The sequence below is a fragment of the Streptomyces sp. B1I3 genome (assembly GCF_030816615.1).
Classification (GTDB): Bacteria; Actinomycetota; Actinomycetes; order Streptomycetales; family Streptomycetaceae; genus Streptomyces.
In genome coordinates this window covers 5,348,054-5,360,387 of the sequence record NZ_JAUSYD010000001.1, presented here as the reverse complement: position 1 = coordinate 5,360,387, position 12,334 = coordinate 5,348,054, and the positions used below count along the sequence as shown (strand labels likewise).

At 70.8% G+C, this 12,334-nt stretch carries 7 protein-coding genes and 1 pseudogene; 5 read left to right on the top strand and 3 right to left on the bottom strand.

What is annotated here, in order from left to right; all coding sequences use genetic code 11:
- Positions 1-344 precede the first annotated feature (344 nt).
- Positions 345-938, bottom strand: a complete 594-nt coding sequence (locus QFZ58_RS24385; RefSeq protein WP_307127029.1) for a biotin transporter BioY — start codon at positions 936-938, stop codon at positions 345-347.
- A gap of 383 nt (positions 939-1,321) precedes the next feature.
- Between QFZ58_RS24385 and QFZ58_RS24380 the strand changes: the two genes are divergently transcribed.
- On the top strand, positions 1,322-2,731 hold the full coding sequence (locus tag QFZ58_RS24380; protein ID WP_307127028.1) for an amino acid permease: 1,410 nt from the start codon (positions 1,322-1,324) through the stop codon (positions 2,729-2,731).
- 112 nt (positions 2,732-2,843) lie between these two features.
- Here the strand turns inward: QFZ58_RS24380 and QFZ58_RS24375 are convergent.
- Positions 2,844-3,290: pseudogene (locus tag QFZ58_RS24375) on the bottom strand (GNAT family N-acetyltransferase); the annotation flags it as partial.
- A gap of 181 nt (positions 3,291-3,471) precedes the next feature.
- Between QFZ58_RS24375 and QFZ58_RS24370 the strand changes: the two are divergent.
- The gene (locus QFZ58_RS24370) at positions 3,472-4,113 is read left to right on the top strand and encodes a superoxide dismutase (RefSeq protein ID WP_307127027.1); all 642 of its coding nucleotides are present in this window, start codon (positions 3,472-3,474) and stop codon (positions 4,111-4,113) included.
- Positions 4,114-4,236: 123 nt separating this feature from the next.
- Here the strand turns inward: QFZ58_RS24370 and QFZ58_RS24365 are convergent, their stop codons facing one another.
- Positions 4,237-4,887 carry a DsbA family protein gene (locus tag QFZ58_RS24365; protein WP_307127026.1) on the bottom strand — a complete coding sequence of 217 codons (651 nt, stop codon included), beginning with the start codon at positions 4,885-4,887 and terminating at the stop codon, positions 4,237-4,239.
- A 170-nt stretch (positions 4,888-5,057) separates the two neighbouring features.
- Between QFZ58_RS24365 and pepN the strand changes: the two genes are divergently transcribed.
- From pepN to QFZ58_RS24350, 3 genes are all read left to right on the top strand, one after another.
- Positions 5,058-7,649 carry an aminopeptidase N gene (pepN, locus tag QFZ58_RS24360; protein WP_307127025.1) on the top strand — a complete coding sequence of 864 codons (2,592 nt, stop codon included), beginning with the start codon at positions 5,058-5,060 and terminating at the stop codon, positions 7,647-7,649.
- A gap of 173 nt (positions 7,650-7,822) precedes the next feature.
- Entirely contained in the window at positions 7,823-8,830 is a 1,008-nt protein-coding gene (locus QFZ58_RS24355; RefSeq protein WP_307127024.1) for a hypothetical protein, read from the top strand.
- Between the two features lie 164 nt (positions 8,831-8,994).
- On the top strand, positions 8,995-12,303 hold the full coding sequence (locus QFZ58_RS24350) for a S8 family serine peptidase (protein ID WP_307127023.1): 3,309 nt from the start codon (positions 8,995-8,997) through the stop codon (positions 12,301-12,303).
- Positions 12,304-12,334 lie beyond the last annotated feature (31 nt).

Here is a 12,334-nt window from a genome sequence, read left to right as displayed (position 1 = left end):
GGCGACCGGTGGTCCAGCTCGAGCACCTGGGCGGCACCCTGGCCGCGCGGCCGGCCGTGGACGACGCGGTGCCCTACCGCGACGCGGCTTTCCCGCTACGGCCGCCGTCCGGGCCGTCCCCGCCGTCCCCGCCGGACGGCCCGGACGCGGAGGCGGAGGCGATACGGGCGCTGTACGCGGGGGTCCCCGGGGACCGGCGCCGGCCACCGTGGGCCGGCCCCCGGCCTTCCCCTCGGGCGGCGGGGAGTGCACCGAGGGCTTCCACGACGTCCGGACACACGAAAGGCTCGCCGGGCTGGTGTCGCGTCACGACCCGGCGAGCCTGTTCGGTGGTGCCTACGGCATCAGTCGCGGCGCCCGAGGAGCTTCCAGGAGGCGGGCAGGGCGCCCATGGCCAGCGCGGCCTTGAGGGCGTCGCCGATCAGGAACGGCACCAGGCCGGCCGCCACGGCGGCGCTCATCGACATGCCGGTGGAGAGCGCGAGGTACGGCACGCCGACCGCGTAGATGATCAGCGAGCCGACGGCCATGGTGCCGGCGGTGCGCAGGACGGAGCGGTCACCACCGCGGCGGGCGAGGCCGCCGACGACCGTGGCGGCGAGCAGCATGCCGAGGACGTAACCGAACGAGGCGCCTCCGGCGCCGGAACTGCCCTCGGAGAACCACGGCATGCCGGCCATGCCGACGACGGCGTACAGGGCCAGGGAGAGGAAGCCGCGGCGGGCGCCGAGCGCGGTGCCGATGAGCAGCGCGGCGAACGTCTGGCCGGTGACGGGGACCGGGGAGCCGGGAACGGGCACGGCGATCTGGGCCGCGATGCCGGTGAGGGCGGCGCCGCCGGCGACCAGCGCCGCGTCCACGGCGTAACGGTGCCGGACCGCGGGCAGCAGGTCGGCGAGGACCACTCCGGTACGGGTGGGGGCGGCAGCAGTGCTCATCGGGACTCCGCGGGTAGGGCAGCAGGGCAGGTGGGACGGACTGAGGGTGACGTTAGCCGACGGGACATCACCCGGACACCATCAGCCGCCCACAAAGCGGCGGTTGGCGACTTGGTGGGGTTCTCACAAAGGGCGGTGCGCAATCACCGGTCGGCGTGATGCTCGTCACGGTGGTGGGAGGTGCGTCCGCCGTCTGCGGGGCAAGAAGCCGAACTCGTGGCACTGTAGGTTTCCCATAACGGAGTCCCGCAGTGGGGACCGTATGCGGATGTGCACCATGTGTGAGCCTGGTGACCGTATGACGGACGTCCGTTCCCCGTGAACGGGGCGCGTGCCCAGACTGTGTGCCGACCTCCGTCCCGCCCAGTGAACAGAGCCTGTCCATGTCCCGGACCTCCTCGCCGCCCCCCACGGACGCCGCCGCACCCGCTGCCGGCTCCGCCCTCACGCACGGCCTCAAGCAGCGCCATCTGTCGATGATCGCCCTCGGTGGTGTCATCGGGGCCGGGCTGTTCGTCGGCTCCGGCGCCGGTATCGCCGCCGCCGGCCCCTCCATCGTCATCGCCTACGGCATCTCCGGGCTGCTGGTCATGTTCGTGATGCGCATGCTCGGCGAGATGTCGGCCGCCAATCCGGCGTCCGGCTCGTTCTCCGTCCACGCCGAGCGGGCGATCGGGCCGTGGGCCGGCTTCACCGCGGGGTGGGCGTTCTGGGTACTGCTCTGCGTCGCTGTCGGCCTGGAGGGCATCGGCGCCGCGCAGATCGTCACGGGCTGGCTGCCCGGCACGCCCGAGTGGGCCTGGGTCGCCCTGTTCATGCTGGTCTTCCTCGGTACGAACCTCGCATCCGTGAAGAACTTCGGCGAGTTCGAGTTCTGGTTCGCCACGCTCAAGGTCGTCGCCATCACGCTCTTCCTCGTGCTCGGCGTGCTCGCGATCCTCGGGATCCTGCCCGGCACCGACTCCCCCGGCGGCTCGAACCTCACCGGGAAGGGCGGCTTTCTGCCGAACGGTTCGAACGGCTTCATCATCGGGCTGCTCGCCTCCGTGTTCGCCTACGGCGGGCTGGAGACGGTCACGATCGCCGCGGCCGAGTCGGAGGACCCGGTGCGGGGTGTCGCCAAGGCCGTGCGCACGGCGATGTGGCGGATCGCGGTGTTCTACGTCGGTTCCATGGCCGTCATCGTCGCCCTCGTGCCGTGGGACGAGCCGGAGGTCGCCGAGGTCGGTCCGTTCTACGCGACCCTGGACCACCTCGGCATCAGCGGCGCCGCGGAGATCATGAACGTGGTCATCCTGGTCGCCCTGCTCTCCGCGATGAACGCGAACATCTACGGCGCTTCACGCATGGCCTGCTCCCTCGTCGCGCGCGGCCAGGGCCCGAAGCGGCTCGGCACGGTCTCCTCGGGTGTGCCGCGCAACGCCGTACTCGTGTCGTCCGTCTTCGGGTTCCTGTGCGTACTGCTCAGCTACTGGCGCCCCGACGACGTCTTCCCGTGGCTGCTCAACATGATCGGCGCGGTGATCCTGGTCGTCTGGATCTTCATCGCCGTCTCCCAGCTGGTCCTGCGCCGGCGGCTGGAGCGCGAGGCCCCGGACCGGCTGGTCGTCCGCATGTGGCTCTTCCCGGCCCTGACGATCGTGGCGCTCGTCGCCATGACGGGCATATTCTTCCTGATGCTGCGTCAGCCGGACACCCGTGACCAGTTGCTGGCGACCGGGGCGCTGACCGCGGTGCTGATCGTCATCGGCCTGGTGCGGCAGAAGCGGGCGGCGCGCGGCCCGCGCGGCTGACGTTCCCCAGCGGTCCGCCCGTCCGAAGCGGTCCGTTCCGCGGGAGTACCTGTCGTGCCCCTCGACGGGGGAGTCGCCGCCGACGCCACCGCCCCCGCCGGCGTCCCTGTGTGAGGGCGATCTCCGGCAGCGGCAGTTCCCGGCCCGGGAGCGAGCCGGACGGGGCCGGCCCTTCCGCACCGCGCCCATCGCCGTGCGGAAGGGCTCCGCGCTCGGGTCGGCGTCGATGGTGAGCACGACGAACCCGAGCCGCGGCGCCCGCTCCGTCGTGTGCTCGAACAGCGGCCTGCCCACGCCCCGTCCGATGGCGTCCGGCTCGACGAACACCATTTCGAGGGAGCCGCAGGGCGGCCCCCGTCCAGCATGGTGAAGCCGAGGACCTCGCCGTCCCGCTCCGCCACCACCGTGCTCCGTGCGGCCACCCCGTCCGGGCTGCCGGCGAGGTCGTCGCGGCAGGCGGCCAGGAGGCCCCGTCGTAGCCCCGGTGCGCCTTGGACCGCAGGGCCGGCGTGGTCAGCGCGGCCGCCTCGCAGGGGCGGCTCTCCCTCACGTACGGCATCCGGCCCCCGGGGCCCCGGTCATCCCCCGGACCCTACGCGCGGCCGGCCCGCGCCCCTACGGGCTCCCGGCCGCGTCCGCCCCAGATCCGCGGCTGATCACCTCCGGGGACTCCTCCTGCTAGCCTGCAATTGCGACAGACTTGCAATAACAACCATTCTGCAGTTGGAGGGTTCGCACTCATGGCCACGTACACGCTCCCGGAACTTCCGTACGACTACGCGGCGCTCGAACCGGTCATCAATCCGCAGATCATCGAGCTCCACCACGACAAGCACCACGCCGCGTACGTCAAGGGGGCGAACGACACCCTGGAGCAGCTGGAGGAGGCTCGCGACAAGCAGGCCTGGGGCGCGATCAACGGCCTGCAGAAGAATCTCGCCTTCCACCTCTCCGGCCACATCCTGCATTCGATCTACTGGCACAACATGACCGGCGACGGTGGCGGCGAACCGCTCGCGGCGGACGGTGTGGGTGACCTCGCGGACGCGATCACCGACTCCTTCGGCTCCTACGCCGGCTTCAAGGCGCAGCTGACCAAGGCCGCGGCGACCACCCAGGGGTCGGGGTGGGGCGTCCTCGCGTACGAGCCGGTCAGCGGCAAGCTGATCGTCGAGCAGGTCTACGACCACCAGGGCAACGTCGGCCAGGGTTCCGTCCCGATCCTGGTGTTCGACGCCTGGGAGCACGCCTTCTACCTGCAGTACAAGAACCAGAAGGTGGACTTCATCGAGGCCATGTGGCGCGTCGTCAACTGGCAGGACGTGGCGAAGCGCTACGCCGCGGCCAAGGAGCGCGCGGACGTGCTCCTGCTCGCCCCCTGACCACCCCCAGTCGTCCTGCCTCGTGATCGTCTTCTCACCCTTCACCCGGCAGGCGGAACAACGGAGAACCCCCGCGAGGACATGACTCGCGGGGGTTCTCCCCTTCACCGGACGGTGGGACCGTCAGTCGAAGACCGGGCCCTGCGTACGCGTCCGCTTGATCTCGTAGAAACCGGGGATCGAGGCCACCAGCAGCGTGCCGTCCCAGAGCTTCGCCGCTTCCTCGCCCTTGGGGGCGGGGGTGACGACCGGGCCGAAGAAGGCGATCTGCTCCCCGTCGGGGCCCGGTACGGCGATCACCGGGGTGCCGACGTCCTGGCCGACCTTGTCGATGCCCTCCTTGTGGGAGGCGCGCAGCTCCTCGTCGTACGCGTCGGAGTCGGCGTACTCCAGCAGCTCGGCCGGCAGGCCGACGTCGGCCAGGGCGCCCGCGACCGCCTCGCGGGTCGGGCCCTCGCCCTGGTTGTGGATGCGCGTTCCCATGGCCGTGTAGAGCTCGCCGACGATCTCGTCGCCGTGCTTCTGCTGGGCGGCGACCACCACACGGACCGGGGCCCACGCCTTGGTCCGCATCATGTCCTGGTACTCCTCGGGCAGCTCGTCCAGCCTGCTCTCGTTGAGCACGGCCAGGCTCATCACGTGCCAGCGGACCTCCACGTCACGGACCTTCTCCACCTCGAGCATCCAGCGGGAGGTAATCCAGGCCCAGGGGCAGAGCGGGTCGAACCAGAAGTCCACCGGGGTCCTGCCGTGCGACGTGCTGTTCTCGGGCATGTCTCTCCTCGTGCGATCGGTCCTCACCTGTGGCACAGAACACCCCGGGACCCCGCGGCCATTCCCCGTGACCGGCGCGGACGGCCGCATGCGAGGATCGGAGCTGATCGGATGGGACCGACCGGCCGCCCTCCGACGGCAGGTCGGTCCGAGACACAAAGGAGTGTTCCGTGCCCGGTGAGAACCTGTCTCGCGACGAGGCCCGCGAGAGGGCCGAGCTGCTGACCGTCGACGGTTACGAGGTCGCCCTCGACCTGCGTTCCGCCGTCGGTGAGCCCGACGGGGGCGACGGGGAGGCCGGTCCGCGGACCTTCCGCTCGGTGACGACGATCCGTTTCCGCGCCGCCCGCGCGGGAGCGTCGACCTTCGCCGACCTGCTGGCACCGTCCGTGGACGCGGTGACGCTCAACGGGCAGCCGCTGGATCCGGCGGTCGTGTTCGACGGCACGCGGATCGCGCTGGACGGCCTCACCGAGGGCGAGAACGTCCTGGTGGTCGACGCGCGGTGCGCGTACAGCCGGACCGGCGAGGGCATGCACCGCTTCGTCGACCCGGAGGACGGCGAGGTCTACCTCTACACGCAGTACGAGCCGGCCGATGCCCGGCGCGTGTTCGCCAACTTCGAGCAGCCCGACCTGAAGGCGCCCTACCGCTTCCAGGTGACGGCCCCCGAGGGGTGGACGGTCCGGTCCAACGGCGCGGAGGAGTTCCACGAGGGCGAGGTGTGGCGGTTCGCCGAGACGAAGCCCATCTCGACGTACATCACCGTGGTCGTCGCCGGCCCGTACCACTGCGAGAGCGACCTCTACACCCGTACGCTCGACGACGGCTCGAAGCTGGAGATCCCGCTCGGCGCGATGTGCCGCAAGGGGCTCGCGCGGTACTTCGACGCGGACGACATCTTCCTGATCACCAAGCAGGGTCTGGACTTCTTCCACGACAACTTCGACTACCCCTACCCCTTCGGCAAGTACGACCAGGCGTTCGTGCCCGAGTACAACCTCGGCGCCATGGAGAACCCCGGCTGCGTCACCTTCCGCGAGGAGTACATCTACCGCTCCAAGGTCACCTCGGCGTCCTACGAGCGCCGCGCCAACGTCATCCTGCACGAGATGGCGCACATGTGGTTCGGGGACCTGGTCACCATGCAGTGGTGGGACGACCTGTGGCTGAAGGAGTCCTTCGCCGACTTCATGGGGTCGTTCTCGATGGTGGAGGCGACCCGCTTCACCAACGGCTGGATCACCTTCGCCAACAACCGCAAGGCGTGGGCGTACCGCGCCGACCAGCTGCCGTCCACCCATCCGGTCACGGCGGACATCCGTGACCTGGAGGACGCCAAGCTGAACTTCGACGGCATCACGTACGCCAAGGGCGCCTCCGTGCTCAAGCAGCTGGTGGCGTACGTGGGGCGGGACGCGTTCCTCGAGGGCGCGCGCCGCTACTTCAAGCAGCACGCCTACGGCAACACCCGTCTGGGCGACCTGCTCTCCGTGCTGGCCGAGACGTCGGGGCGCGACATGACGGCCTGGTCACGCGCGTGGCTGCAGACGGCGGGCGTCAACGTGCTGGCCCCGGTCGTGACGTACGACGCGGCGGGACGTGTGGCGGAGCTGGTGGTGGAGCAGGCGGCGGCCGCCTCCCATCCGGAGCTGCGCCCGCACCGGGTCGCGGTGGGCCTGTACCGGCTGACCCCGGAGGGGGAGCTGGTGCGGTACGCCCGCGCCGAGGCCGACGTCGCCGGGGAGCGGACCCCGGTCGCGGAGCTGGCCGGGGCCGACCGGCCCGACCTCGTCCTGGTCAACGACGACGACCTCACGTACTGCAAGGTCCGCTTCGACGAGGTCTCCCTGGCCACCCTGCGGGAGCACCTCGGGGACATCGCGGACCCGCTGGCCCGTGCGCTGTGCTGGTCCGCCCTGTGGAACCTGACCCGCGACGCCCTGCTGCCGGCCCGGGACTTCGTCTCCCTGGTGCTGTCGTTCGCCGGCCGGGAGTCGGACATCGGTGTGCTCCAGATGCTGCACGCCTGGGCCGAGTCGGCGCTCGTGCACTACGCCGCGCCGGCGTGGCGGGGGGAGGGCGGCCGGGCACTGGCCGAGGGCGCCCTGCGGGAGCTGCGGCGCGCGGAGCCAGGCAGCCAGCACCAGCTGACGTGGGCGCGGTTCTTCGCTGCGGTCGCCGCCTCGGACGACGAGTTGCAGCTGCTGGGCGCTCTGCTCGACGGCACGGCCGTGATCGAGGGCCTGGAGGTCGACCAGGAGCTGCGGTGGGCGTTCCTCTCCGCGCTGGTCTCGCACGGCGCGGCCGACGAGGCGGCCGTCGACGCCGAGCTCGCCCGCGACGACACGGCGTCCGGGAAGCGGCACCACGTGCGGTGCCTGGCCTCGCGTCCGTCGGCCGAGGTCAAGGCGCAGGCCTGGGCGATGGTCGTGGAGTCGGACAAGTTGTCCAACGCGCTCGTCGGGGCGACCATCGCGGGCTTCGGGCAGCCCACGCAGCGGAAGCTGCTGGCGCCGTACACGGCCGCCTACTTCGAGGCGATCGAGCGGGTGTGGGCCGAGCGTTCGATCCAGATCGGCATGGACGTGGTCAAGGGCCTGTTCCCGGGGTTGCAGGATGATCCGGCGACCCTCGCGGCGACGGACGCGTGGCTGACCTCGCACCCGGCCGCGGCCCCGGCGCTGCGGCGGCTGGTCCTGGAGGCGCGGGACGACCTGGCCCGGGCGCTGCGGGGTCAGGAGTGCGACGCGGCGGCGTGATCTCCCGGCGCACGCCCCCGGTCGCGCGAACGGGGGCGTGCGCCGCACAATTTCCGGCGTGCCCGCTCTTTTCGGCAGTCGCACGCGCGTACTTCAGGACGGTGTTGTCCCGGAATGTCGACGGACGTGTAACACGGGTCAGCGCCCGGGACGCCTGCGGGAACCTGCCGGGCATGAACCGGAACACCCCGCTCTCCCCGCGCCCCGTCCAGGGTCCCCACCACCGCGTGCGGTCCGCCGCACAGCTGCGCGCCCTCGGTGTGACCACCGCCCAGACCACCGCCCGGTGCCTGCCGGGCGGCCCCTGGCAGCAGCTGCTGCCAGGCGTGTATCTGCTGCACCCGGGCCCGCCCACGAGCCAGGAGCGGGTGCACGGCGCCCTGCTGTACGCGGGACGGCCCCCGGCCTCCGCACGGCGCGGCGCCTCCGGCACGTCCGCATCGGATTACGGGGCGGTGATGGTCACGGGCCTGGCGGCGCTGACCCTGTACGGCTTCGCGTCCGCTCCGCCCTTGATCGCGCTCCACCTGATCGACGTGCTCGTGCCGCGCACGAGGCGGCTGCGCTCCACCCGGTTCGTCCAGGTCACGCGGGCGGCTTCGCTCCCCGGGCCCGAGCGACGGCTCGGAGTGCCGCTGGCACCGGTGGAGCGGGCCCTCGCCGACGCGGTCTCCGCCCTGACGGACCCCTCCGCGGTGCGCCGGATGCTGACGGAGGCGGTCCGCGACGGGCACTGTGAGCCCGCCGCGGTCGTACGGGAGCTGAGTGCCGCCAAGCTGCTGGGCCGCCCGCACGTGGTGGACGCGGTGGACGCCCTGCTCGTCGAGGGCCGGGCGGTGGCGGAGGGCCGGCTCTACCGGATGGTGCGCGGCCACGGACTTCCGGAGCCGCTGTGGAACGTGGATCTGTGCCTGCCGGGCGGCACGTTCCTGGGGGGTGTGGACGCGTACTGGCCCGAGCACGCCGTCGCGCTGGAGCTCGGCACCCGGGCGCCCCACGAGGAGCACGTCACCTTCGCCGCCGAGCGGGAGCACCTGGAGCGGCTAGGGGTCACGGTCGTGCGCATGACTCCGGGGATGCTGCGCGAGACACCGGCGGACCAGGCGGTGGTGGTGCGCACGGCGATGATGGCGTCCGAGGACCGCGAACCGGCCGCCTATGTGGTGGTGCTGCCTCGGTGAGCGGGTTTCACCCCGTTCGTCCCGTGTGGCGCAGTGTCAACGGTGGCGGGTCTACGCCATGTTCGTTTCTCGCCCCTGCCAAGTCTCCACAAACCCCAGTCATTTGCGAAAGGCTGAGCGGTCATCCGGTACCGAATTCCGGACTCTCACTTTCAGATGCAGGGATGCTGATGACCAAGGAATCCCCCAGCTCCATACCCGGGGCCAGACGCGCGGCTCGTATCGCGGCCGCCGCCGGCCTGGTGGCCGCGCTCGCCGCCGGCGGCGCCGCTCCGGTGTTCGCCGCCGACGACCCGGCAACCGCCCCGGTGAAGCCCGCCGCCAACAGCGACAAGGGCGACAAGCTCGGTGGGGCCGACGCCGACGTGCTGGCGAAGGCCGAGGCCAAGGGCGAGAAGAACATCACGATGATGGTCGCCACCGCGCCGGGTGCCACCGAGCAGGTGACCGAGCAGCTGGACTCCGTCAAGGGGTCCGTGCTGGGGCAGACGTACGACAAGCTCGGCTACGTCCGGGCGACCGTGCCGACCTCCGCGGCCGAGGCCACCATCAAGGCCGCGCAGAAGCTGTCGTCGGTCCACAGCATCGATCTCAAGCAGGAGATCAAGCTGGACGACCCGACGCCCACGGGCGACCGGGCCGCCGGGGCGAAGCAGCAGAAGGCCACGGGCAGTTACCCTGCGCCGAACAAGAACACCCCGGCGAAGAACCCGTACAACCCGTCCTTCGAGACGGGCGCGGTCGACTTCGTGGAGCAGCACCCGAAGGCCGACGGCCGTGGTGTCACCATCGGTGTCCTGGACTCCGGTGTCGACCTCGGTCACCCCGCACTGCAGAAGACCACCACCGGCGAGCGCAAGATCGTCGACTGGGTGACGGCCACCGACCCGGTCGACGACGGCGACGGCACCTGGCTGCGGATGGACTCGGCCGTCACGGGCCCGACGTTCACCGCCGAGGGCAGGACGTACTCGGCGCCGGCCGGCTCCTACCGCTTCAAGCAGTTCGCGGAAGCCGCCACCAAGGGCGGCGACATGGCGGGCGACCTCAACCGGGACGGTGACACCACCGACACGTGGGGCGTGCTGTACGACCCGGTCACCGGCACCACCCGCGTCGACCTGGACAACGACGCGGACTTCGGCGACGACGCCGTGCTCAAGCCGTACAAGGACAAGCACCAGGTCTCCTACTTCGGTCAGGACGACCCGCGGACCGATGTCGTCGAGCGCATCCCGTTCGTCGTGGAGACCCGTAAGGACGTCGTCGTCGACACGGCCGGCAACACGGCCGACTACGTCAACATCGGCGTCATCGAGAGCGAGCACGGCACGCACGTCGCGGGCATCACCGCGGCCAACGGCCTCTTCGGCGGCAAGATGAACGGTGCGGCGCCCGGCGCCAAGATCGTCTCCTCACGCGCCTGCACCTGGTCCGGCGGCTGCACCAACATCGCTCTGACCGAGGGCATGATCGACCTCGTCGTCAACCGCGGTGTCGACATCGTCAACATGTCGATCGGCGGCCTGCCGCCGCTCAACGACGGCAACAACGCGCGAGCCGAGCTCTACAAGCGGCTCATCGACATCTACGGCGTCCAGCTGGTCATCTCGGCCGGCAACGACGGCCCGGGTGTCAACACCATCGGTGACCCCGGCCTGGCCGACCACGTCATCTCGGTCGGCGCGTCCATCTCCAAGGAGACCTGGGCGGCCAACTACGGCTCGAACGTCACCAAGAAGTACGACATGCTGCCCTTCTCCTCGCGCGGTCCGCGTGAGGACGGCGGCTTCGCGCCGATCCTGACGGCCCCGGGTGCGTCCATCAACACCACCCAGACCTGGCTCCCCGGTGGTCCGGTCAAGGAGTCGGGCTACTCGCTCCCGGCCGGTTACTCCATGCTGCAGGGCACCTCGATGTCCTCGCCGCAGGCCGCCGGTGCGACCGCGCTGCTGCTCTCGGCCGCGAAGCAGAAGCACATCGAGCTGCCCCCGGCCGATCTGCGGACCGCGCTGACCAGCACCGCCACCCACATCGACGGAGTGCCCGCGCACGCCCAGGGTTCCGGTCTGATCAACATCGTCGGCGCCTGGAAGCAGATCGAGAAGAAGGGCGCGGCGGCCCACGAGTACACGGTGAAGGCCCCGGTCGACACCGCGATCGACTTCGCGCTGAAGACCCCGGGCTTCGGCACCGGCCTGTACGACCGCGAGGGCGGCCTGAAGGCCGGCCAGAAGAAGTCGTACGACGTCACCGTCACCCGCACCACGGGTCCGGACAAGGCCGTCACGCACAAGCTGTCCTGGAAGAACGACGACGGCACCTTCTCGCTGACCGGTGCGAGCACCGTCTCGCTGCCGCTCGGCAAGCCGGTGACCGTCAAGGTCCAGGCGAAGCCCCGCACGGCGGGCGTCCACAGCGCGATCCTGGTGGTGGACGACACGAAGACCACCGGCGTGGACCAGCAGATCCTCTCCACGGTGGTCGTCGCCAAGGACCTCGTGAAGCCGGCCTACGCGTTCTCGACGACCGGCTCGGTGCAGCGCAACGGCACCACGTCGTACTTCCTGAACGTCCCGGAGGGCGCCCAGACCCTCGAGGTCGCGCTGAGCGCGCTGCGCTCGGGCAGCCAGACGCGGTTCATCTCCATCCACCCGTACGGGGTCGCGGTGGAGGACAGCTCCACGATCTTCTGCTACCCGAACTACGAGAACCCGGCCAACACCTGCCGCCCGGACACGCGCTCCTACAAGGACCCGCAGCCGGGCGTCTGGGAGATCGAGGTCGAGGCCCGCCGTACGTCGCCGCTGCTGGACAACCCCTACAAGCTGAACGTCTCGCTGCTCGGCGCCTCCTTCGACCCGGCGGTGCAGACCGTCCCCGAGGCGAAGATCGGCACCCCGGCCGCGGTGGACTGGACGGTCACCAACAACGCCGGTGACCTGGAGGGCTCCCTGAAGGGCGGCTCGCTGGGCTCGGCCGACGTCGAGCGTCCGTCGATCTCCACGGGTGGCTCGTACATCAAGACGGTCACCATCGGTCAGGGCGTCGAGAAGCTGGACATCGCCATCGGCAACACCTCGGACGCCAACGCCGACATCGACCTGTACGTCTACAAGGGCGACACCGAGGTCGGCGTCTCGACGACGGCGGGCTCCGAGGAGTCGGTCAGCCTGCTGAAGCCGGCGGCCGGCACCTACACCGTCGTCATCGACGGCTACGCGGTCCCGGCCGGGACCACCGAGTACGACTACCGGGACGTGTACTACGCCCCGTCGCTCGGCAAGATCAAGGTCGACGAGTCGAAGGCCGTGAACCTGGCCAACGGCGCGTCCGCCAAGGTCGGCGCCGAGGTCGTGGTCGCCGGAGCGGCTCCCGAGGGACGCCAGTTCTTCGGCGAGGTGCAGCTGGTGAACTCCCGCGGCACCGCGGCGGGCACCGGCAGCGTCGTGATCGAGAAGGTCGCGCCGTAACGGCCGGCTGACGGGCATGTGATCCGTACGA